This window comes from Pseudomonas sp. PA-1-6B (genome assembly GCF_021609545.1).
In the GTDB taxonomy this organism is placed as follows: domain Bacteria; phylum Pseudomonadota; class Gammaproteobacteria; order Pseudomonadales; family Pseudomonadaceae; genus Aquipseudomonas; species Aquipseudomonas fluorescens_BV.
Window position 1 is genome coordinate 1 of the sequence record NZ_WJZM01000038.1, and the last position, 22,871, is coordinate 22,871.

Annotated in this window: 19 protein-coding genes; 13 read left to right on the forward strand and 6 right to left on the reverse strand. The window is 61.7% G+C overall.

Going from position 1 to position 22,871, the window contains the following annotated elements; all coding sequences use genetic code 11:
* Positions 1–217: 217 nt before the first annotated feature.
* A complete protein-coding gene (acnB, locus tag GIV35_RS18020) occupies positions 218–2,827 on the reverse strand; it encodes a bifunctional aconitate hydratase 2/2-methylisocitrate dehydratase (RefSeq protein WP_003190828.1) in 2,610 nt (869 codons plus the stop codon).
* A gap of 395 nt (positions 2,828–3,222) precedes the next feature.
* Here acnB and GIV35_RS18025 point away from each other — a divergent pair, with 395 nt between their 5' ends.
* Positions 3,223–3,690 (forward strand): DUF1289 domain-containing protein, encoded by a 468-nt coding sequence (locus GIV35_RS18025; RefSeq protein WP_003190830.1) that lies wholly within the window; start codon positions 3,223–3,225, stop codon positions 3,688–3,690.
* Positions 3,691–3,824: 134 nt separating this feature from the next.
* Here GIV35_RS18025 and GIV35_RS18030 read toward each other — a convergent pair whose 3' ends face one another.
* Entirely contained in the window at positions 3,825–4,688 is an 864-nt protein-coding gene (locus GIV35_RS18030; protein WP_198716214.1) for a universal stress protein, read from the reverse strand.
* Between the two features lie 149 nt (positions 4,689–4,837).
* Here GIV35_RS18030 and GIV35_RS18035 point away from each other — a divergent pair, with 149 nt between their 5' ends.
* Entirely contained in the window at positions 4,838–5,440 is a 603-nt protein-coding gene (locus tag GIV35_RS18035) for a tRNA-(ms[2]io[6]A)-hydroxylase (protein WP_032892116.1), read from the forward strand.
* On the opposite strand, the gene GIV35_RS18040 is transcribed toward GIV35_RS18035, so the two are convergent.
* Positions 5,396–6,595 (reverse strand): MFS transporter, encoded by a 1,200-nt coding sequence (locus tag GIV35_RS18040; protein WP_236265635.1) that lies wholly within the window; start codon positions 6,593–6,595, stop codon positions 5,396–5,398. The two genes, GIV35_RS18035 and GIV35_RS18040, sit on opposite strands and share 45 nt — an antisense overlap.
* Positions 6,596–6,752: 157 nt before the next feature.
* Between GIV35_RS18040 and GIV35_RS18045 the strand changes: the two genes are divergently transcribed.
* Positions 6,753–7,460: a winged helix-turn-helix domain-containing protein gene (locus tag GIV35_RS18045; protein WP_054921321.1), complete on the forward strand. Its 708-nt coding sequence runs from the start codon at positions 6,753–6,755 to the stop codon at positions 7,458–7,460.
* On the forward strand, positions 7,461–8,738 hold the full coding sequence (locus tag GIV35_RS18050) for an ATP-binding protein (RefSeq protein WP_105226998.1): 1,278 nt from the start codon (positions 7,461–7,463) through the stop codon (positions 8,736–8,738).
* A 50-nt stretch (positions 8,739–8,788) separates the two neighbouring features.
* Here GIV35_RS18050 and GIV35_RS18055 read toward each other — a convergent pair whose 3' ends face one another.
* Complete coding sequence (locus tag GIV35_RS18055) at positions 8,789–10,603, reverse strand: serine hydrolase domain-containing protein (RefSeq protein WP_236265634.1); 1,815 nt, start codon at positions 10,601–10,603, stop codon at positions 8,789–8,791.
* A 116-nt stretch (positions 10,604–10,719) separates the two neighbouring features.
* Positions 10,720–11,619 carry a LysR family transcriptional regulator gene (locus GIV35_RS18060; RefSeq protein WP_034126002.1) on the reverse strand — a complete coding sequence of 300 codons (900 nt, stop codon included), beginning with the start codon at positions 11,617–11,619 and terminating at the stop codon, positions 10,720–10,722.
* 245 nt (positions 11,620–11,864) lie between these two features.
* Between GIV35_RS18060 and GIV35_RS18065 the strand changes: the two genes are divergently transcribed.
* From GIV35_RS18065 to dctM, 8 genes are all read left to right on the forward strand, one after another.
* Positions 11,865–12,683: an FAS1-like dehydratase domain-containing protein gene (locus GIV35_RS18065; RefSeq protein ID WP_223023797.1), complete on the forward strand. Its 819-nt coding sequence runs from the start codon at positions 11,865–11,867 to the stop codon at positions 12,681–12,683.
* Between the two features lie 28 nt (positions 12,684–12,711).
* Complete coding sequence (locus GIV35_RS18070; RefSeq protein WP_223023796.1) at positions 12,712–13,875, forward strand: acyl-CoA dehydrogenase family protein; 1,164 nt, start codon at positions 12,712–12,714, stop codon at positions 13,873–13,875.
* 11 nt (positions 13,876–13,886) lie between these two features.
* On the forward strand, positions 13,887–15,236 hold the full coding sequence (locus GIV35_RS18075; RefSeq protein ID WP_223023795.1) for an MmgE/PrpD family protein: 1,350 nt from the start codon (positions 13,887–13,889) through the stop codon (positions 15,234–15,236).
* A 10-nt stretch (positions 15,237–15,246) separates the two neighbouring features.
* Positions 15,247–16,440 (forward strand): CaiB/BaiF CoA transferase family protein, encoded by a 1,194-nt coding sequence (locus tag GIV35_RS18080; RefSeq protein WP_105226994.1) that lies wholly within the window; start codon positions 15,247–15,249, stop codon positions 16,438–16,440.
* Positions 16,441–16,454: 14 nt separating this feature from the next.
* Entirely contained in the window at positions 16,455–17,270 is an 816-nt protein-coding gene (locus tag GIV35_RS18085; protein WP_236265931.1) for an HpcH/HpaI aldolase/citrate lyase family protein, read from the forward strand.
* 218 nt (positions 17,271–17,488) lie between these two features.
* Positions 17,489–18,472, forward strand: a complete 984-nt coding sequence (locus GIV35_RS18090) for a TRAP transporter substrate-binding protein (RefSeq protein ID WP_236304326.1) — start codon at positions 17,489–17,491, stop codon at positions 18,470–18,472.
* Between the two features lie 139 nt (positions 18,473–18,611).
* Complete coding sequence (locus tag GIV35_RS18095; RefSeq protein ID WP_105226991.1) at positions 18,612–19,244, forward strand: TRAP transporter small permease; 633 nt, start codon at positions 18,612–18,614, stop codon at positions 19,242–19,244.
* On the forward strand, positions 19,244–20,524 hold the full coding sequence (dctM, locus tag GIV35_RS18100; protein WP_014718351.1) for a C4-dicarboxylate TRAP transporter large permease protein DctM: 1,281 nt from the start codon (positions 19,244–19,246) through the stop codon (positions 20,522–20,524). Before GIV35_RS18095 ends, dctM begins: the two co-directional genes overlap by 1 nt.
* A 193-nt stretch (positions 20,525–20,717) precedes the next feature.
* Here the strand turns inward: dctM and ampC are convergent, their stop codons facing one another.
* Positions 20,718–21,860, reverse strand: coding sequence for a class C beta-lactamase (gene ampC / locus GIV35_RS18105; RefSeq protein ID WP_213153893.1), 1,143 nt, complete (start codon positions 21,858–21,860; stop codon positions 20,718–20,720).
* Between the two features lie 129 nt (positions 21,861–21,989).
* On the opposite strand from ampC, the gene GIV35_RS18110 reads away from it, so the two are divergent.
* On the forward strand, positions 21,990–22,862 hold the full coding sequence (locus GIV35_RS18110; RefSeq protein WP_223023793.1) for a LysR family transcriptional regulator: 873 nt from the start codon (positions 21,990–21,992) through the stop codon (positions 22,860–22,862).
* Positions 22,863–22,871: the final 9 nt, after the last annotated feature.

Genomic DNA, 22,871 nt, shown 5'->3' on the forward strand with positions numbered 1-22,871 from the left:
TTTAACGGGGCGCCTAAGATCAAAAGCAGATCAAGATCAAGAGCGGCTCGCTTCGCATCGTGGTTACCGTTGAGCTAACAGAGTTATGTAGATACCTATGGCCATCGCAGGCAAGCCAGCTCCCACATTTTTTTTGTGTTGGCAGTAAGGTTAATTCCAGGCATAAAAAAACGCCGCGTACCTTGCGATACGCGGCGTTCTTCACATCAACACACCGTTAAGCTTGAATCACCGGGATGTTGGCGCTTGCTGCGATCTTGCGGAACTCGGCGATCTGGTCGAAGTTCAGGTAGCGGTAGACGTCACTGGCCATGGTGTCCAGTTTCGCTGCGTAGCCCATGTACTCTTCGACTGTCGGCAGGCGACCCAGAGTGGAGGCGACTGCCGCCAGCTCAGCCGATGCCAGGTAGACGTTGGCACCATCACCCAGGCGGTTCGGGAAGTTACGGGTCGAGGTCGACACGACGGTGGAGTTCGGCTCAACGCGTGCCTGGTTACCCATGCACAGCGAGCAGCCTGGCATTTCCATGCGTGCGCCAGCCTTGCCGTAGATGCCGTAGTAGCCTTCTTCGGTCAGTTGGTGAGCGTCCATCTTGGTCGGCGGCGACAGCCACAGACGGGTAGGCAGCTGGCCCTTGACCTGCTCCAGAAGCTTACCGGCAGCGCGGAAGTGACCGATGTTGGTCATGCACGAACCGATGAACACTTCGTCGATCTTCTCGCCAGCGACGCTGGACAGCAGACGGGCGTCGTCCGGGTCGTTTGGCGCGCAGAGGATCGGCTCGTTGATTTCCGACAGGTCGATTTCGATGATTTCGGCGTATTCGGCGTCGGCATCGGCTTCCATCAGCTCCGGGTTGGCAACCCAGGCTTCCATCGCTTGGGCACGACGTTCCAGGGTGCGTGCATCGCCGTAGCCTTCGCCGATCATCCAGCGCAGCAGGGTGATGTTGGAGTTCAGGTACTCGGTGACGGACTCTTTGGACAGCTTGATGGTGCAACCGGCAGCCGAACGTTCAGCCGAGGCGTCGGACAGCTCGAAAGCCTGTTCCAGCGTCAGGTCGTTCAGGCCTTCGATTTCAAGGATGCGGCCAGAGAAGGCGTTCTTCTTGCCTTTCTTTTCTACGGTCAGCAGGCCAGCCTGGATCGCGTAGTAAGGAATGGCATGCACCAGGTCACGCAGGGTGATGCCAGGCTTCATCTTGCCTTTGAAGCGCACCAGAATCGATTCCGGCATGTCCAGTGGCATTACGCCAGTGGCTGCAGCGAACGCGACCAGGCCAGAACCGGCCGGGAACGAGATGCCCATCGGGAAACGGGTGTGGGAGTCGCCACCGGTACCGACGGTGTCCGGCAGCAGCATGCGGTTCAGCCAGCTGTGGATGATGCCGTCGCCTGGACGCAGCGATACACCGCCACGGGTCATGATGAAGTCAGGCAGGGTGTGGTGGGTGGTCACGTCGATCGGCTTCGGGTAAGCCGCGGTGTGGCAGAAGGACTGCATCACCAGGTCGGTCGAGAAGCCCAGGCATGCCAGGTCTTTGAGTTCATCACGGGTCATTGGGCCGGTGGTGTCCTGGGAGCCCACGGTGGTCATCTTCGGCTCGCAGTAGGTGCCTGGACGAACGCCTTTGCCTTCTGGCAGGCCACAGGCCTTGCCGACCATTTTCTGCGCCAGGGTGAAGCCCTTGCCGGTGTCGACAGGCGCTTCAGGCAGCTTGAACAGGTCGGTCGGGCCCAGGCCCAGCTCAGCGCGTGCCTTGTCGGTCAGGCCACGGCCGATGATCAGCGGGATACGGCCGCCAGCACGGACTTCGTCCAACAGCACTGGGGTCTTCATTTCGAAGGTGGTCAGGACTTCGTCGGTGCCGTGTTTGCAGACTTTGCCAGCATGCGGGTACAGGTCGATCACGTCGCCCATGTTCATGTTGGTGACGTCGAATTCGATTGGCAATGCGCCAGCATCTTCCATGGTGTTGTAGAAGATCGGAGCGATCTTGCTGCCGAAGCAGAAACCGCCGGCACGCTTGTTCGGCACGTAAGGTACGTCGTCACCGAAGAACCACAGTACCGAGTTGGTCGCCGACTTACGCGACGAACCGGTACCGACCACGTCACCCACGTACGCGATCGGGAAGCCTTGGCCGCGCATTTCTTCGATCTGCTTCATCGGGCCGGTCTTGCCTTGCTCGTCCGGCACGATGCCTTCGCGAGCCATTTTCAGCATGGCCAGGGCGTGCAGCGGGATGTCAGGGCGGGACCAGGCGTCAGGCGCCGGCGACAGGTCGTCGGTGTTGGTTTCGCCGGTGACCTTGAAGACGCGCAGGCTGATCTTGTCGGCCAGGGTAGGGCGGTTGCGGAACCACTCGCCGTCAGCCCAGGACTGGATCACGCCTTTGGCGTGCTCGTTGCCGTTGCGGGCTTTTTCGGCGACGTCGTGGAACGCATCGAACATCAGCAGGGTGTGCTTGAGTTGGGCGGCCGCGACGGGCGCCAGTTCGGCGTCGTCCAGCAGCTCGACCAACGTCACGATGTTGTAGCCGCCCTGCATGGTGCCGAGCAGTTCAACAGCGCGCTTCTTGTCGATCAGGGGGGAAGTGGCTTCGCCCTTGGCCAGGGCAGACAGGAAACCGGCCTTGACGTAAGCGGCTTCGTCAACGCCTGGTGGAATGCGGTTGGTGATCAGGTCAACGAGGAATTCTTCTTCGCCAGCCGGAGGATTTTTCAGCAGCTCGACCAGGCCTGCGGTTTGTTCGGCGTTAAGCGGCTGGGGAACGATACCCAGTGCTGCACGCTCTTCGATATGTTTGCGGTAGGCTTCAAGCACAGTTATTACCCTCATCAGTGGTCCCACGGGACGCTCATCCAGAAATGAACGGCACGCATGCGCTCGGGGGCTTTTTGGGCCGCAAAGCCAGCGCTGCCGGCATTCCTTACAGAAGCTGCTTTCAAAGTTTTACGCCTGCAGAACGGAGCTGATGAGGGTTGGCGCGGGCTCTGACCTACCGGGTCGAACCTGCGCCAACACCGTTCTGAAGGAACGACTGTGCTCGTGACGCTTTGAAAACAGCTTCCAGCGGATTATTGGCGCCTTACAAGGCCGGGTGATTCTACGGCAAAAAAAATCTAAAGGTAAGTTGCCTGCTCAAGTTTGCGGGGTGATCAACCTTAGACAAAGGGCTAACATGGCGCACTGTTTCGCTGATTTGCGTGTTGCTGCCCATGCCCAACCAAACCATCAAGACCCCCTGCGTCGGCCTGTGTTCCACGGTCTACGGCGATCTCGTGTGCCGTGGATGCAAGCGCTTCCACCATGAAGTGATCCAGTGGAACGGCTATAACGAAGAAGAAAAACGCGCGGTCTGGCTCAGGCTTGAGCAACTGTTGGTGCAGGTCATGGCCGGTAAAGTCGAGGTTTTCGACCCCAAGACCCTGCGCGGGCAGTTGGAGCAACGCAAGATTCGCTTTGTGCCGCACCAGTCCGAGTATTGCTGGGCCTACCAGTTGATCGCCCGTGGGGCCCGGGTGATCAATAACCTGGAGGCCTATGGCATGGTGCTGTTACCGGAGTTTCGCGACTGGGCGCTGCCTGAACTGCGCGATGCCATTGATCGCGAGTTCTTTATCTTGTCCGAGGCGCATTACCAGCGCTATATCGCGCCGGGCTTCTTGAAAGATGCGCTGGGTTAACTGACTGGCGAGGTCAATGTGGGAGCTGGCTTGCCTGCGATAGCGGTGTATCAGGAGCAAATGCGCCCGCTTACCCACCGCAATCGCAGGCAAGCCAGCTCCCACATTTGATCCACATTGCCTGAAGGTCGGTGTCAGGGCTTGGTCGCCAGCTCTTCCAGATGATCCATCAGCGTCTGCGGCTTGAGCACCAGCACATCGCCTTGCACCGCATCCAGCACCACTTCTGCAGTATTGCCGATCAACGCCCCGGAAATCCCCGTGCGCGCCACCGTGCCGATAATGGTCACCGCCGCCTGCAACCGATGGGCAATATGTGGGATCAGCACATCGGCCGGGCCTTCCTCGATATGCAGGTGCCTGTCGTCCACGTCGAACTCGGCCTGGAAGGCCTTGCATTGCTCGCGGTAGCGCGCCTCGATGGTTTCCTTGAGCTGAAAGGTCGGGTCTGCCGCCGACAGCATGGGCGAGGGGTGAGCGCTGATCACATGCAACTGCGCTTTGGCGAGGCTGGCGATATCAAAGCCATGGTCGATGATCGAATTGTGCAGCGAGCGGTGTTCGCCGTCCGCGTTGCCCACGTCGATGGCCGCCAGGATCACGCCGCCCGCCCAGGGGGTGGCGGTCTTGACCAGCAACACCGGCGTTGGGCAATAGCGCAGCAACTTCCAGTCCGCCGGGGTCAGCAGGGCTTTTTTCAGGGGGTTGTCGGGGAAGTGTTGTTTGATCACCAGGCCACAACCTTCGGCTTGCTGCACATCGATGATGGTTTCATGCAGGCTGTCGTTCCAGGCCTGCTCGGTGGTGACGCTGTAGCCGTCTTCTTGCAAGCCTTCCTTGAGCAGGCTCAGCAGCGCCGAATGCTCGTGCTGCTTGTCACAGACCAGCAGGTGCAGGTGCGCGTCGGTCACTTTGGCAATCAGCTTGGCACGCTTGAGGGCCAGGCTTTCCGAATGCTCGGGCTCGATGACCACCAGGATGCTGCGGATGGCTTGCATGGTCGGGATCTCCAAAAGGGCGGGCGTTGGTTAACTATAGTTGCTGGCCGGCAGCCGTCATGTTGATACACATCAAGGCCGGTGGCTGGTGGTCTGCGGCGGGGTCGGTATAATCGGCGCCCTTTTGTGATCCTTTGCCCGTGAGCCCGATGAACCTGCCCGAAATCCATGAATTCCTTGGCTGCCGCACCCCAGATGCCTGGGTCCAGGCCGCGTTGGCCGATCAGGAAACTCTGCTGATCGACCACAAAAACTGCGAATTCAAAGCCGCCAGCACCGCCTTGAGCCTGATGGCCAAGTACTACGGCCACGTTGACCTGATCAACATGATGTCGCGCCTGGCCCGCGAAGAGCTGGTGCACCACGAGCAGGTCATGCGCCTGATGAAAAAGCGCAAGGTCGAACTGCGTCAACTGCACGCCGGCCGTTACGCCTCGGGTTTGCGCAAGGTGGTGCGCAGCCATGAGCCGGTCAAGCTGGTGGATACCCTGGTGGTGGGCGCCTTTATCGAAGCGCGCAGTTGCGAGCGCTTCGAAGCGCTGGTGCCGCATTTGGACGAAGAACTCGGCAAGTTCTATTTCGGCTTGCTCAAAAGCGAGGCGCGGCACTTCCAGGGCTACTTGAAGCTGGCTTACCAGTACGGCGACGCCAAGGACATCGCCCAGGTGATCGAGCGGGTGCGGGCCACCGAGCAGGACCTGATCGAATCACCCGACGTCGAGTTCCGCTTTCACAGTGGCGTGCCAGCCTGAGGCCACGGCCACACCGATCAAGGCGGTGATCCCGGTCAGCAACAGGATCACCGTCGGCGTGCCCAAAGGCGCTGCCAGCCCGGCAATCATCAAGCCCGCCAAGGGCTGGGCCAGGTTGTTGAGCAAGGTCATCACGCCGACTGTCTTGCCGAAGTCTTGCACCGGGATCACCCGTTGGCGGGTGCTGCGCAGGTACACGTTGAACATCTTGTCGAAACCGGTCACCAGCAAGAAACCCACCGCGTAGGCCCACACGCCGGGGCTGAGCGCGGTGATCAGCGCGCCGACGGTGATCATCGAGTACGACAACCCGCCCAGTACCTTCAGCTTCAGTGATGAGCGCGCCAGGTAGAACAGAATCGCGATGGTCGCCAGCGCCCCGGCGGCTTGCAGCAGGGCATAGGCGTCTTTGCCCGCTGCGTAGTGGCCGGTGACCATGGCTGCCGAGGTGGCCAGTGTCACGCCGACTATCAGGTTCACGCCGACCGCCAGGACGATGATGCGCTTCAACTCCACCCGACTGAAGATATGGCCGGAGGCGGTGCGCAATGGTTGCAGCCAGATACCCGGGTGCTGTTGGTGTATTTTCAGGTTCACCGTCGTGTTGCGCTGCCAGATCAGCATCGCCAGGTCCGCCAGCACAAACAGCACGGCGACGCCCAGCACTACCCATGGCCACGCCCAGACTTCCAGCACCAGCGCCGCCACCAACGGGCCGAGCACCAGCCCGCTCTGGTCGGCAATTTGCGAATAGGACAAGGTCTTGGCGTAGGTGTACTGCTGGAAGATATGCGGCATCACCACTTCCCGCGCCATGATGCCTTGGGTGGTCAGCACGCCGCACAACGCGGACAGCATCACCAGCCAATGGATACCGTCGAACAGCCCATACAGCGCTATCGCCACCACGCAGGCCAAGGCCCGATACACCTGGCTGATATGCAGGATACGCACCGGTGAAAACCTGTCGCACAACGCGCCGCACACCGGAAACGCCAGGTAGCGCGGCAGTGACTCGACAAAAAATGCCAACCCCGCCCACGACACGCTTTGCGTGGTCTGGAACACGATCAGTGGCACGATAAACAGCAGAACCTGATCGGCCAGCCGTGAAAGGAACAGCGAAATGAAGAACGCCAGGTAATCCTTGCGCATGGAACTCCCTGTCAATGGCGTTAAAAACTGCAGGCTATTTGTTAAAAACTCTTAAAAGCATGAAGCTTCTTCGCTGGGGACTGGTCAGCCACCTCTGTCGGCCAGCTTGCCACCTATAATGGCCCCATTTCAATCCGCGCATTCACACTGAGAACTTATGGAAAACCTGGGTCTGGGCAAGGTCCTGCTCGTTGAGGACGATGAAAAGCTGGCAGGGCTGGTCTCGCATTTTCTGTCGCAGCATGGTTTCGAGGTACGGGTGGTGTACCGGGGCGATGAAGCGCTGGTGGCGTTCCTGGATTTCAAGCCGAAGATCGTCGTGCTCGATCTGATGCTGCCGGGTCAGAGCGGGCTGCATGTCTGCCGCGAGATTCGCAACGTGTCGGATACGCCCATCGTGATCCTTACCGCCAAGGAAGATGACCTGGACCATATCCTTGGCCTTGAGTCCGGTGCTGACGACTACGTGATCAAGCCGATCAAACCGCCGGTGTTGCTGGCGCGCCTGCGTGCGCTGCAGCGCCGCCAGGTGCCCGAGCCCACCGTGCGCGGCGCCCTGGAATTTGGCCGTTTGTCGATTGATCGCAGTTGCCGGGTGGTCCGCCTGGGCGGCGAGACCATTGACCTCACCACCATGGAGTTCGAGTTGCTGTGGCTGCTGGCCAGCAGCGCGGGCAAGATTCTCTCTCGCGACGACATCCTCAACCGCATGCGCGGCATTGCCTTTGACGGGCTGAACCGCAGCGTAGACGTGTACATCAGCAAACTGCGCGGCAAGCTCAATGACAACCCCCGCGAGCCGGTGTGCATCAAGACCATCTGGGGCAAGGGCTACCTGTTCAATCCGTTCGCGTGGGAGGTGTAGATGCTGCGCTTGTACCTGCGCCTCTATTTGATTCTCGCGCTCGGCCTGGCCGGGTCGATCTGGCTGGTCGACTTCGGCCTTGACGCTTACATGCCCGAGTCCAACGAGACCTATAACCGTGAAGCCCTGCGCGGCCCGGCGTGGGCCCTGGTGGAGCAGTTGCGCCCCGTGCAGGCAGAGGCGCGCCAGGCACGCCTGGACGAACTGCAACCGCATTACGGCTTGCGGCTCGAACTGGTGCAGCGCGACGCCCAGAATTTGAGCGAACGGGAACAGAAACTCCTGGCGGCTGGTCAGGTGGTGGTGCGCGAAGACTTCATGAAATTTCTTGCGCCTATCGACGACGGCCCGCAACTGCTCGAAATCAGGTTGCCGGAAGAACCCAAGTGGTTGTACCTCTGGGCCTACGCTTTCCTGGGCGTGAGCCTGGCCATCGTCCTGTATTTCTGGGTGCGTCCACACTGGCGCGACCTGGAGCACATCCGCCTGGCAGCGCAACGTTTCGGTGACAATGACCTGGGCTCGCGCATCTTGCTGCCGACTCGCTCCACCGTGCGTTCACTGGCCGGGCACTTCAACCAGATGGCCGAGCGCATCGAAGGTTTGATCGCCAACCAGCGCGAACTCACCAACGCGGTCTCCCACGAATTGCGTACGCCGATTGCGCGGCTGTCATTCGAGCTGGACCAGCTCAGGCAGCAGAGTGACCCACGGCAAAGCCGAGCGTTGATCAACGACATGTACGCCGACCTCGGTGAACTGGAAGAAATGGTCTCCGAGCTGTTGACCTATGCCAGCCTTGAGCCGGGCGCTACCCAGGTCACCCGCGAGCAAATCGAGGCCCACAGTTGGCTCGACAGTGTGATCGGCAGCGTGGCCCTGGAGGCCGAAGCGGAAGGGGTGCAGTTGTCGTTGCGCACCTGCGAGGTGGACGTTATCCAGATCGAGCCACGCTTTATGGCGCGGGCGGTGATCAACCTGCTGCGCAACGCGATTCGTTATGCCGATCGCCGCGTGGAAGTGTCGCTGGTCAAGTTTGGCAGCGGTTACGAAGTGCGGGTCAACGACGATGGGCCGGGGGTACCGCTGGAGGGTCGCACCAAGATATTCGAACCCTTCCTGCGCCTTGACGCCAGCCGCGACCGCCGCACAGGCGGATTTGGTCTGGGCCTGGCGCTGGTCAAGCGTGTCAGCCAGTGGCATGGAGGGCAGGTGGAAGTGCAGGATTCGGAGTGGGGCGGGGCGTCGTTTCGGATGACGTGGGCATATGCTGAGTAGTTCTAATGTGAATACCTGGCATGGGGAAGGGCGCGAGTCTAACCGTCCCACTAGAGCTTCAAAGGTGAATGGGTGCGTTTGAACGAGTAGCCCGAAGCACTCAGGCCGTTGACCTGTCGGCTGACGGTATCGCCCAGGCCGTAGCCGTTGCCGGCCAGCACCGCATGGGCGTTGTCGATGGGCAGCAGGATGTAGTCGGTCAGCGGCTCGCCGTGCAATTGGCCGCGAATCACCAGGAAACCGTCCTCCTGGCGCACGCTGATGCCACTCAATGGCGCGTCGGGTTCATGGCTGCTGAGCACCTGGTAGGTGCCGATCGTGTTGGCCCACGCGGCGGACAAGGGCGGCGGCTCGATGCGCTCGCCGATGGCAATGCGTTGGCCGTGGCTGCGGGCGGTGAGCATTTGGCGGCCTTGTACCGTGACCACATCCAACTGCACGCGGCCCAACTCGCCCAGGTCCTTGCGCCAGAACCCCAGTATCTTTTTCTGCGCCCGCAGCCAGCCTTGCTCATCACGCAATAGCTGGAAATCGTAGCCGGCCAGTTCGCCGCTCAAGCGCGCATGCTCATCCCTGATGCGGAACACGCCCCAGGCGGTCGCGTAGAAGCCTGCCAGGCGCTTGCGATCCACCGCCGCCGGTACATGGCGCAGCTTGAGGCCGTGGCTGGGGGCCTGGCAGTCATCGGCGCATACGGGCTTGCCGGTCTGAGCCTGGAGCATCAGGCGCAGGCTGTCGGTGGTCAGCGACACCACCATGTCTTCGGCGTTGCTGTCGTTGGCCATGATGACCACGGCCAGTTGCTGATCCGGCAGCAGGGTCAACTGGGCCACGAAGTCGTCGCCGCCACCGCTGTGCTGGTAGGTGCGCACACCGGGGCCGATGGGCTCGTCACCACAGGGCGCCAAGAACCAGCCCAAGCCCATCTGGCAGTCGAAATCCAAGGCATTGCCGGTGTTTTGCTGGGTAAACATGGCGTCGATAGACGTGCTGCCGAGGATGTGGCTGCCCTTGTAGGTGCCCTTGGCAAACAGCATGCGTACGTAGCGGCTGAGGTCTTTGGGGCTGGTCCACAGGCCGCCGGCGGCGAGGTCACGCACCTGGGGGTCGGTGCTGGCCTTGCCATCCTCGTAGCCGTGGGCGCGATAGCTCATTTGCGCACCGGTACCCAGGAAACTGGACTGGTTCATTCGCAAGGGTGTGAGCAGGCTGCTTTGTAACTGGGCTTCGAAGCTTTTGCCGCTGCTGCGCTCAATGGCGGCGCCCACCAAGGCATAGCCAAGGTTGGAATACGCCACCTGGGAGCCCGGCAGGCTGCTCAGCCACACACCCGACACACGCATCGGCATTTGCCCCATGGCATAGGTGCTGCGCAGGTCGCGCAGGTGCTCGCTGGGCAAGCCGGATTGATGGCTGAGCAAGCGCCGCAAGGTGATCGCTCGATCCGCCTCGGCCTGGTCACTGTGAAAGCGGGACCTTACGTAGAACTCACGCAGGGTCTGCTGGATCGGCGCATCCAGCGCCAGGTGTTGCTGCTCCACCAGTTGCAGCGCCGCCGTGGCGGTCAGCAGCTTGGAGATGCCACCTGCGCGAAACGCGGTATTGGGCGTGACCGGCACCCCCAGGTCTTTGTCAGCCAGGCCAAAGCCGCGGGCCCAGATCAGCTCCTGGCCATTGACCAGGGCAATCGACAATCCCGCCACATTGTCCCGAGCCATCTCCCGGGGAATGCGGGTTTGCAGGTAGCGGATGATTGCGCCGTAATCGCCTTTTTGAATCGGCGGCGGGGCAGGCGGTTGCGAGTGGCAACCGATACTGCCCAACAGGCAACCCAATAGCGGAATACCGCGCAGTCTGCGAAACATCAAGAGCACCCGAATGATGATTTGGATGCTGGAATGCTAGGGCGGCGGTGGCCGAGAATCTTTGAGTGCTTTGTCGGGAAACTGTCAAAGACTGTTAACGGCCGCTTATAAAAACATCAGGATTTGCCCAGGGGGGCGGGCATCAACGTGGCGATCAGGGCGCGAATGGTCCCCGGCAGCGCTTCCAGCTCGCGTACCAGGATACTGCGCTCGCGAATCGCCCAGGGCTCGTCCAGTTTCACCGTCACCAACTGCATGGTGCGGCTGTGACGCAGGGCGGCGGACTCTGGAATGATGCCAATGCCCACGCCGGCCTCGACCATTCGGCAGATCGCCTCGAAGCTCGAGACCTGGATACGCAGCGACAATTGCTTGCCCAGACGCTCGACGTGTTCGCGCAGGAAACTCAACAGCGTGCTGCCTTCATGCAGGCCGATATGCTGATACGCCAGGGTCTGCTCAAGGGTCACCGAAGGCTGGTCGGCCAACGGATGCCCGACGGGCACCATCAGCACCAGTTCATCGGTGCTGAAATGCAACACCTGCAGGCCGGAGGCTTCCACGGGGCCGGCGATGATGCCCATGTCACTGGTGCCATCGAGCACCCCACGCACGATGTCCCGTGACAGGCGTTCCTGCAGATCGACAGTGACGCCCGGGCGCTGTGACAGAAAGCCTGCCAAGACCTCCGGCAAAAACTCGGTGACCGCCGTGGTGTTGGCGAAGATACGGATATGCCCGGCGGAATCCACGCCGTATTGGGTGAACTCGCTTTTGAGGTAATCCACCTGGCGCATAATCAACCGCGCATGGTGTAACAGGCGCTCGCCTGCCGGGGTGATCTCCACGCCCCGGCTATCGCGGTACAACAGGCGCGTGTCGAGCTGACCTTCCAGGGCCTTGATCCGCGCACTGGCGGCAGCCGGCGACAGGAAGGCGCGCTTGGCACCCTGGGTGAGGCTGGGGGATTCGGCGATATGGATAAACAGGCGCAGGTCAGCAAGATCAAAGTGCATGCAAAACTCCAGGCTTGTGATCACCCGTGGCGAGGGAGCTTGCTCCCGCTGGACTGCGAAGCAGGCCTGTTTTTTGGGGCCGCTTCGCGCCCCCACGGGAGCAAGCTCCCTCGCCACAAGAGGTACGCATAGGAATGGTGCGTTCAGCTTAACCGAACGCTGGTTTATTGAAATGCAAATTCTCAGAACGGGCAGGCCCTTGCATGATCCACGGCAGACACCCACTGCCTGAGGACCTGCACCCGATGAGCGCCACTGATTGGATCGGCCGAAGTGAGACCGCCCACGACCACCTGAGTCATAACCTGCTCAAGCGCATCGCCGCGACGTTAGGTGAAGAGGTGCCTGCCGACGGCGACGCTGTGCCTGCGCTGTGGCAATGGTGCTTTTTCCAGGACCCGCTGCCGGAGGTGGCGTTGGGCGGCGACGGCCACCCGGCACGAGGCGGGTTCCTGCCGCCGGCCGATAACCGCAATCGCATGTGGGCCGGTGGGCGTGTTGAATTTCTGCAGCCACTGCGGGCTGGCGAGGCGGCTACGCGCGTGTCGACCATCACCCAGGTCGAAGAAAAGACCGGGCGCACCGGCTCACTGCTATTTGTCACCGTGCGCCATGACTACTCCCAGGAAGGGCGCCTGGCCATCCGCGAGGAACAGGACATCGTCTACCGCGAACCCACGCCACCCAAGCCTGGCAGCGGCGACGCGCTGGCCCGGGGCGAATGGACAGAGGCCGTCGAGCCGACGTCGACCCTGTTGTTCCGCTACAGCGCCGTCACGTTCAACGGCCACCGCATCCACTACGACTACCCCTATGTCACCGGCACCGAAGGCTATGCCGGCCTGGTGGTGCATGGCCCGCTGATCGCCACCTTGAACCTGCGTGCGTTCTGCCGAGCGCACCCTGAGGCGACCCTGCGCCGCTTTGCCTATCGCGGCGTGCGCCCACTGATTGCGCCACAGCCTTTTGAGGTCGGCGGGCGTATCACCGCAACCGGCGTCGCAGAACTCTGGGCGGGCAACACTGAAGGCCTGGCACAGACCGCCCACGTGCATTTCGAATAACCCGATAACAACAGGCGGAGAGCCGTTAATGAATGCCCATGACAACGAAGAACTCAAGGCCATCCGCGACGGCGTGCGCGCCTTGTGCGCCGAGTTCGATGCCGCTTACTGGCGCAAGATCGATGAAGAAAAAGGCTTCCCCGAAGCCTTCGTCAAGGCCCTGACCGACGCCGGTTGGCTGTCGGCCATGATTCCCGAAGAATACGGCGGTTCCGGCCTGGGCCTGGCCGAAGCCTCGGTGATCCTTGAGGAAGTCAACCGCTGCGGCGGCAACTCGGGCACCGTACACGGCCAGATGTACAACATGTTCACCCTGCTGCGTCACGGCAGCGAGGCGCAAAAACGCTTCTACCTGCCCAAGCTGGCCAGCGGTGAGTTGCGCCTGCAGTCGATGGCCGTCACCGAGCCCACTACCGGCACCGACACCACCAAGATCAAGACCACGGCGATCAAGCGCGGCGACAAGTACGTGATCAACGGCCAGAAAGTCTGGATCTCTCGGGTACAGCATTCCGACCTGATGATCCTGCTGGCGCGCACTACGCCTTTGGCCGACGTAAAGAAAAAGTCCGAAGGCATGTCGATCTTCCTGGTAGACCTGCGCCAGGCCATCGGCAACGGCCTGACCGTGCAGCCCATTGCCAATATGGTCAACCACGAGACCAACGAGCTGTTCTTCGACAACCTGGAGCTGCCCCTGGACAGCCTGATTGGCGAGGAGGGCAAGGGCTTCAAATACATCCTCGATGGCCTGAATGCCGAGCGCACGCTGATTGCCGCCGAGTGCATCGGTGACGGCCGCTGGTTCATCGAAAAGGCCAGCGCCTATGCCCGCGACCGTGTGGTGTTTGGCCGGCCCATCGGGCAGAACCAGGGCGTGCAGTTCCCGATTGCCGAGGCGCATATCGAGATCGAAGCGGCCGACCTGATGCGCTGGCGTGCCTGCGAGGAATACGACAGCGGCAAGAGCGCCGGGGCCAGTGCCAACATGGCCAAGTACCTGGCGGCAAAGGCGTCCTGGGAAGCGGCCAACGCCTGCCTGCAAACCCACGGCGGCTTCGGCTTTGCCTGCGAGTACGACGTGGAGCGCAAATTCCGCGAGACCCGCCTGTACCAGGTAGCGCCGATCTCCACCAACCTGATCCTGTCCTACGTGGCCGAGCATTTGCTCGAACTGCCACGTAGCTTTTGAGGGCCTGAGCAATGAGCCCTACCCAAGCCCTGTGCCGGTTCCTGGCCGAGCTGACGTATTCACAATTGCCCGAGCCCGTGCTGGCGCGCACCGAAGAGCTGTACCTGGATTGGCTCGCGTCCGCCTTGGCCAGCCAAGGCGCGCACCCGATTCCCTTGTTTGAACGCTACGCGCAGAAGATGGGCCCGAGCAGCGGTCCGGCCCAGGTGATCGTCAACGGCACCGGCACCAGCGCGTATTTCGCCGCACTGGTCAACGCCGCCTCCTCACACCTGGTGGAGCAGGATGACCTGCACAACAGTTCCGTGCTGCACCCGGCCACCGTGGTGTTTCCCGCCGCGTTGGCGGCTGCCCAGGACCTCGGCAAGTCTGGCCGTGAACTCTTGCTGGCCTCGGTGGCCGGCTACGAGGCGGGGATTCGCATCGGTGAGTTCATGGGCCGCTCCCACTACCGCATCTTCCACACCACGGCCACGGTCGGCACCCTGGCGGCGGCGGTCGCGGTGGGCAAGTTGCTCGATTTCAACGAAGAACAATTCATCAACCTGCTCGGCAGCGCCGGCACCCAGGCTGCCGGGCTGTGGGAGTTTCTGCGCGATGCCGCCGACTCCAAGCAACTGCACACGGCCAAGGCGGCGGCGGACGGCTTGCTGGCGGCTTACCTTACGGCCGATGGGCTGACCGGCGCGCGCAATATCCTTGAAGGTGAGCAAGGTTTGGCGGCAGGTATGTCCAGTGATGCCCAACCGGGCAAATTGTCTTCCGAGCTGGGCAGCCGTTGGGCGCTGGTGGAGACCTCGTTCAAATTCCACGCCTCCTGTCGCCACACCCATCCTGCTGCCGATGCGCTGCTGGCCGTGATGCAGCGTGAAGGCTTGAGCGCTGCGCAGATCTCCCAGGTGCAAACCCACGTGCACCAAGGCGCCATCGATGTGCTGGGTCGAGTGACGGTGCCGGCCACCGTGCACCAGGCCAAATTTTCCATGGGCACCGTGCTTGGGCTGATCGCTGTGCATGGCAAAGCCGGGTTGCCTGAATTCCATGAGCTGGCGTTGACCGATCCTGCGGTCGCGGCGTTTCGCGACAAGGTCAGCATGACCCTGGACCCGGAAGTCGACAGCGCCTACCCGCAACGCTGGCTGGGCCGCGTCACGGTCACCACCACCGATGGCCGCACGCTGCGCGGTGCCATTGATGAACCCAAGGGCGACCCGGGCAACACCCTGAGTCGGGCCGAACTGGCGGATAAGTTCCAGCGCCTGGCCCACTTCAGCGGCGCCCGCACCCCGCCCCAGGCCAGAGGCCTGATCGAGCAGGTGTGGAACCTGCGCACTACCGCGTCCATGGCCCATTGGCTTTGAGGGATTTGTCATGACTGAACAACGACCGCTGGACGGCATCACCGTCGTCAGCCTGGAACACGCGATTGCCGCGCCATTTTGCACGCGCCAGCTGGCCGACCTCGGTGCCCGGGTCATCAAGGTAGAGCGCCCCGGCACCGGCGACTTCGCCCGTGGCTATGACGAGCGGGTGCGTGGCCTGGCGTCGCATTTCGTCTGGACCAACCGCTCCAAGGAAAGCCTGACCCTGGACCTCAAGCAGGACGAGGCGGGCGCTATTCTGGATGCGCTTTTGGCCGATGCCGATGTGCTGGTGCAGAACCTTGCCCCCGGCGCGGCGGCGCGCATGGGCTTATCGTTCGAGGCGCTGCACGCGCGCTTCCCACGCCTGATCGTCTGCGATATTTCCGGCTATGGCGAAGGTGGGCCCTACGAGAAAAAGAAAGCCTACGACCTGCTGATCCAGAGCGAGGGCGGCTTTCTCTCGGTGACCGGAGGCCCAGGTGAAGAACAGATGGCCAAAGCCGGTTGCTCCATCGCGGATATCTCCGCCGGGATGTACGCCTACAGCGGCATTCTGTCGGCGCTGCTGCTGCGCGGCAAAACCGGCCAGGGCAGTCGCATCGATGTGAGCATGCTCGAAAGCCTGGTGGAGTGGATGGGCTACCCGATGTATTACGCCTTCGACGGCGCGCCGCCGCCACCGCGTGCGGGTGCCGCGCATTCGACGATTTACCCCTACGGGCCGTTTCCCACCGGGGGCGGCGGCACGGTGATGCTCGGCTTGCAGAACGAGCGCGAATGGGCGGCGTTCTGCGACAAAGTGCTGCTCACCCCGGCATTGGCCACGGACGAGCGCTTCAGCGCCAATTTCAAGCGCTCGGCCAACCGCGAGGTGCTGCGCCAGATCATTGTGGAGCGCTTTGCCCCACTGGACGTCGAGGCGGTGATCCAGCGCCTGGAGCACGCGCAAATTGCCAGTGCCCGGGTCAACGACATGCAAGGCGTGTGGGACCACCCGCAACTCAAGGCCCGCGACAGCTGGCGTGACGTCGACAGCCCGGCGGGGCCGTTGCCGTCGCTGTTGCCACCGGCCCGTAACGCTGCGTTTACCCCGCGCATGGACGGCGTGCCAGCGCTGGGGCAACACAGCCAAGGCATCCTTGAGCAGCTGGGTTACTCCATTGAGGCTATTAACAGTCTGCGCGAGCGCGGCGTTATCTAATCAGGAATCACGTGATGCCAAAGCCATTAGTACGTTCTGCGCTGTTTGTGCCGGGCAGCCGCCCGGAGCGGTTTGCCAAGGCCCTGGCCAGCGGCGCCGACGCAGTGATTGTGGATTTTGAAGACGCGGTAGAAGAACCGCTCAAGCGTCAGGCCCGGGATAATCTGGATGCATTCCTGTGCGCCCATACTGAAGCCCGGGTGTGGGTGCGCATCAACGCGCCGCAACATGCCGAGCATTTTGAGGACGTGGCGTTCTGCAAGGCCCATGCAAATGTCGCCGGGGTATTGCTGCCCAAGGTCGAAAGCGCGGCCCAGGTGGCTGTGGTGGCCGCGACCGGCAAGGCTATCTGGCCGATTATCGAAAGCGCACGCGGTTTGCTGGCACTGGCGCAGATTGCCCAGGCGCCCCAGGTGGAGCGCCTGTCGTTCGGTGGCTTGGACCTGGCGCTGGACCTGAACCTGAGCAGTCACTCCCGCGCCGCTGAATTGGCCCTCGACCAGGCGCGCCTGGCGCTGATCGTGCATTCGCGCGCCGCGGGCCTGGCGGCGCCGCTGGACGGCGTGCACCCGGCCATCGACGACCCCGAAGGCCTGCACCGTTCGATCCGGCACGCCTATGAGATGGGTTTTGCCGGGGCGTTGTGCATTCACCCCAAGCAAGTCGCGGTGATCCATGCAGCGCTGGCGCCGAGCGCCCAAGAGCTGGCCTGGGCCAGGCGGGTGGTGGAGGCGTGCGTCCATGGGGCAGGGGCTTATCAGATTGATGGGCAGATGGTGGATGCGCCGGTGTTGCTGCGCGCTCAAAGGCTGCTGGCCGCGCAACTGTAACTGACAAAACCGGGAACAAAGTGTGGGAGCTGGCTTGCCTGCGATAGCGGCAGAACAGTCACTGTCTGTGTTGCCTGACACACCGCTATCGCAGGCAAGCCAGCTCCCACACTGGACGCGTTCGGCCAGGCCGAACGCAGGTATCTAAAATTCGAAATTCACGACACGCGTAACATCAGGCACCTTGCCTTAAACACAACAATAAGAAGGTGATTCCCATGCTCAAGCTTTCCCGGGCGCTGCTGTGCGCCGCCACCTTGTTTACCGCTGGCCTGGCCCAGGCGGCAGACCCGATTGTGATCAAGTTCGCCCACGTGGTTGCCGAAAACACCCCTAAAGGCCAAGGCGCGCTGCTGTTCAAAACGCTTGCTGAAGAGCGCCTGCCCGGCAAGGTCAAGGTCGAGGTGTACCCGAACTCGTCGCTGTTTGGCGATGGCAAGGAAATGGAAGCATTGCTGCTGGGTGATGTGCAGATGCTGGCGCCGTCCCTGGCCAAATTCGAGCACTACACCAAGCAAGTGCAGATATACGACTTGCCGTTCCTGTTCAACGACCTGGCCGCCGTCGACCGTTTCCAGGCGGCCCAGGGCAAGCAACTGCTGACCTCGATGCAGGATAAAAACATCCTCGGCCTGGCCTATTGGCACAACGGCCTCAAACAACTCTCTGCCAACAAGGCCCTGCATGAACCCAAGGACGCCCGTGGCCTGAAGTTCCGCGTGCAAGCTTCCAGTGTGCTCGAAGAACAGTTCAAGGCGATCCGCGCCAACCCGCGCAAGATGAGCTTTGCCGAGGTTTACCAGGGCCTGCAGACCGGTACCGTGAATGGCACCGAGAACACGTGGTCGAACTATGAAAGCCAGAAGGTCAACGAAGTGCAGAAGTACTTCACCGAGTCCAACCATGGCCTGATCGACTACATGGTGATCACTAACGCGACGTTCTGGAACGGCCTGGCGCCGGATGTGCGCAGCACCCTGGAGCAGATCATGGCCGAGGTCACCGTGGAGGTGAACAAGCAGGCCGAAGCGCTGAACCAGTCGGCCAAGCAGAAGATCATCGACGCCAAGACCAGCGAAATCATCGAACTGACCCCCGAGCAACGTGCGCTGTGGCGCGAAGCCATGCGCCCGGTGTGGCAGAAGTTCGAAGGCGAGATTGGGGCTGACCTGATCAAGGCGGCGGACGCTTCCAACCAGTAATCCTCTGTGGGAGCGGGCTTGCCCGCGATTGCGGTGTGTCAGTTGATACAACTGGCGGCTGGTCCACCGCTATCGCAGGCAAGCCAGCTCCCACAGGTTGACCTGGTTTTTACCTATCTTTGCCACGCGAGGTTTTGCCATGCAAACGCTAAGGCGCGTCTGGGAGCACCTGGAGGAAGCCTTTATCGCTTTCCTGCTGGCCGCCATGACCCTGGTGACGTTCGTCTACGTCATGCTCAACAACGTCTACACCCTGTTCTTTGCCCTGGCCGACAAATGGGCCTGGAGCAGCGCCTTCTTCAATGCCCTGGGCGACGGCACCATGACCTGGGCCCAAGAGATGACCTGGAGTGTGGCGCTGACCAAGGCGATGTTCGGCTGGTTGATTTTTTTCGGCATTTCCTACGGCGTGCGCACCGCCGGCCACCTGGGCGTGGACGCGCTGGTGCGGCTGACCCGGCGCCCGGTGCAGCGCCTGCTCGGCATGCTCGCCTGCCTGTGCTGCCTGGCCTATGCCGGGCTGTTCATGGTGGCCAGCTATAAGTGGGTGAGTGCGGTGATGACCGCGCATATCGGCGCCGAAGACCTTGACCAGTTCGGCATCGATGTCGGCGACATCGTGGTGATCGTGCCCATTGGCTTTGCGTTGGTATTGATCCGCTACCTGGAAATTTTCTACCGCATCTTTACCCACCGCCAGGTCGGGTTGGGGTTGGCCGATGAGGCCGGTGAGGCCAGCAAGTTGGCCGGCAGTCATGAGGAGCGTCACTGATGGCCGTGCTCTGTCTGTTTTTGCTGTTGTTCGTGTTCATGTTCCTGGGCGTGCCGATTGCGATTGCCCTGGGGCTGTCCGGTGCGGTGTCGATCCTGATGTTCAGCCAGGACTCGGTGAGTTCCCTGGCGATCAAGCTGTTTGAAACCAGCGATGCCTACACCTTCCTGGCGATTCCGTTTTTCCTGTTGTCCGGTGCCTTCATGACCACCGGCGGCGTGGCCCAGCGGCTGATCGACTTTGCCAACGCCTGTGTCGGGCATATCCGCGGTGGCCTGGCGATTGCCGCAGTGCTGGCGTGCATGCTGTTTGCAGCGCTGTCCGGGTCGTCACCGGCCACGGTGGCAGCAGTGGGTTCGATTGCCGTGGCGGGCATGGTGCGCTCCGGTTATCCGAAGGAATTTGGTGCGGGCATCATCTGCAATGCCGGGACCTTGGGCATTCTGATCCCGCCATCGATTGTGATGGTGGTGTATTCGGCGGCGACCGAAACCTCGGTGGGCAAGTTGTTCATGGCCGGGGTGATTCCGGGCTTGCTGCTGGGCCTGATGTTGATGGTCGCGATCTACATCGTCGCCCGCATCAAGAAGCTGCCGGCGCAACCCCGGGCGACATTCCGTGAGTGGCTGAGCTGTGCACGCCGAGCGTTCTGGGGCCTGTTGCTGCTGGTGATCATCCTCGGCGGCATTTACAGCGGCATGTTCACCCCGACCGAAGCGGCGGCCGTGGCGGCCGTGTATTCAGCATTCGTCGCGCTGTTCGTCTACAAGGACATGAAGCTGCGCGACTGCCCCAAGGTGCTGCTGGAGTCGGGACGCTTGTCGATCATGCTGATGTTCATCATCGCCAACGCCATGCTGTTTGCCCACGTGCTGACCACCGAACAGATCCCCCAGCAAATCACCGCGTGGGTGATCTCCGAAGGGCTGACGCCGATTGGTTTCTTGATCATGGTCAACGTGGTGCTGCTGATTGCCGGCAGCTTTATGGAGCCTTCGGCCATTGTGCTGATCCTGGCGCCGATCTTTTTTCCGATTGCGATGAAGCTGGGCATTGACCCGATTCACCTGGGGATTGTGATGGTGGTGAACATGGAAATCGGCCTGGTGCACCCGCCGGTGGGGCTGAACCTGTTCGTGACCTCGGCGGTGACCGGGCTGACATTGGGGCAGACTATTCGCGCGGCGATGCCGTGGCTGATGATCCTGTTGGTGTTCCTGATCATGGTGACGTACTTGCCGTTCATTTCCCTGGCGCTGCCGCAGTGGCTCGGAATGTAGGGTGGGAGGGGGCTTGCCCCGATGGCGGTGGGTCAGACACTTCCTCATCGGGGCATAGGTATCTACACAACTCAGGGACGACGCTGGCCCTGTGGCGAGGGCGCCTGCTCCCGTGACTACCCAACGGCGGAAGCTGATCTAACTGACGCGCCGCGATCCAAATGTGGGAGCTGGCTTGCCTGCGATGGCGGCCTTATTGGTCCATCGCACTCAAGATCGCGTGCGCTACTTTCACCCGTTCGGCATTCGGGTAGTTCCGGTTCGCCAGAATCACCACCCCCATGTCCTTGCTAGGCACGTACGCCACGTACGCACCAAAGCCGCCAGTGGACCCGGTTTTGTTGTACAGCACATTGGCAGGCTGCGGCTGGGCGGGTTTGAGCCAGGTGACCTTGTGCGGCTCCATCGCCATCGGTGTGGAGTTGCCGTCCAGCAACGCTTGCAGGCTGATGGGGTAGGGGTAGCGTTCCCAGCCCAGGCCCTGGGTCATGCCGTTGACGGTGTAGTAGCCGGCGTGAGTGGTGGCAATGGCCTGTTGCACCGGTTGTTCCAGGGTTTGCGGGTGCATGTTCGCGATCACGTAGCGGGCCAGGTCTTGGCTGCTGCTCTTGATGCCGTAGGCTTCGAAGTCCAGGGCGCCGGGGTTGACGCGTACCGGTTTCTGCTGGCTGTCATAGCCCTGGGCGTACTGGCCGGCCTTGTCGGCGGGGACGCGAGTATAGGTATTGGTCAAGCCCAGCTTGGGCAGCAGGGTTTTTTCCATGGCGACGGTGAATGGCTGGCCCAGGCTTTTTGCGGTTACGTAACCGAACAGGCCAATGCTGGGGTTGGAGTAAAGGCGTTGTTCCCCCGGCGCATAAGTGGGTTTCCAATGCTGGAAGTAATCCATCATGGTGGTTGCACTGTCGGCGGCATCCGGAAACTGCAGCGTCAGGCCGCCGGCGGTGTAAGTGGCCAGTTGCAGCAGGCTGATGCGATCGAACGCGCTGCCAGCCAGGACGGGCAGATGTTGGCTGGTCATGTCCGACAGCTTGAGCTTGCCGATGGCCTGGGCATACCCGCCGAGGGTGGCGTTGAAGGTTTTGCTCACTGAGCCGATTTCGAACAGGGTGTTTTCGGTGACGGGTGCCTGGGTGTCTTTGGCGGCGACGCCGTAGTTAAAGTATTGCACCTTGCCGTGTTGGACGACCGCGACCGTCAGGCCCGGGATGCCTTGCTGTTTCATCAGAGGGGTGACGTGGCTGTCCACGACCTGGCGCATATCGGTGGCGGCCATGCAGCTGCCGGCGCCGAGCAACAAAGCTGAAACCGCATATTTTTTCAGGGTGTGTTTCATGGTTCGCTTCCATGTAAATAAGGCAATGACGATCGGAGCCTGCGCAGGCGTGGCAAATGTAGGTGGATTTCCGGGTGTCGGCAAACGATGATATCTCGCACCTGCCATTAGAAAAATTTGGGTCAAGCCATGTTGCGTTCCCACCTGCCGCTCAATGCGTTGCGCGCTTTCGAAGCGTCGGCGCGCCATTTGAGCTTTACCCGTGCGGCCATTGAGCTGTGCGTGACCCAGGCGGCGGTCAGTCATCAGGTCAAAAGTCTCGAAGCGCAACTCAACGTCACGCTGTTCAAGCGCCTGCCACGGGGCTTGATGCTCACCAGCGAAGGCGAATCCCTGCTGCCCGTGCTGCGTGACGCCTTCGACCGTATTGCCCTGACCTTGGATCAATTTGAAGGCGGCCATTACCGTGAAGTCCTGACGGTGGGGGCAGTCGGTACCTTTGCGGTGGGCTGGTTGTTGCCACGCCTGGCGGATTTTCACAGCCGCTACCCGTTGATCGACTTGCGCTTGTCCACCCACAACAACCGCGTGGATGTCGCCGCCGAGGGCCTGGATTATGCCATCCGTTTTGGCGCCGGCGCGTGGCACGGCACCGACGCCTGCCCCTTGCTTGAGGCACCGCTGACGGTGTTGTGCGTGCCGCAGATTGCCGAACAACTGCACAGCCCGGCTGACGTACTGAAACACACCTTGCTGCGTTCCTACCGTGCCGATGAGTGGAACCTGTGGTTCCAGGCCGCCGGTTTGCCCAGCGATACACGGATGCCGCGCAGCGTGGTGTTCGACTCTTCGCTGGCGATGATGGAGGCCGCGCTGCAAGGGACTGGCGTAGCACTGGCGCCAGCCCTGATGTTTTCACGGCAATTGGAGAACGATGTGATCCGCCAGCCGTTCGAGGTGGGGATCACCACCGGCAGCTATTGGTTGACGCGCTTGCAGTCGCGGGCTGAGACACCCGCGATGTTGGCGTTCAAAGGGTGGTTGCAGGCGAGTGTTGCCTGAGGTGATCAA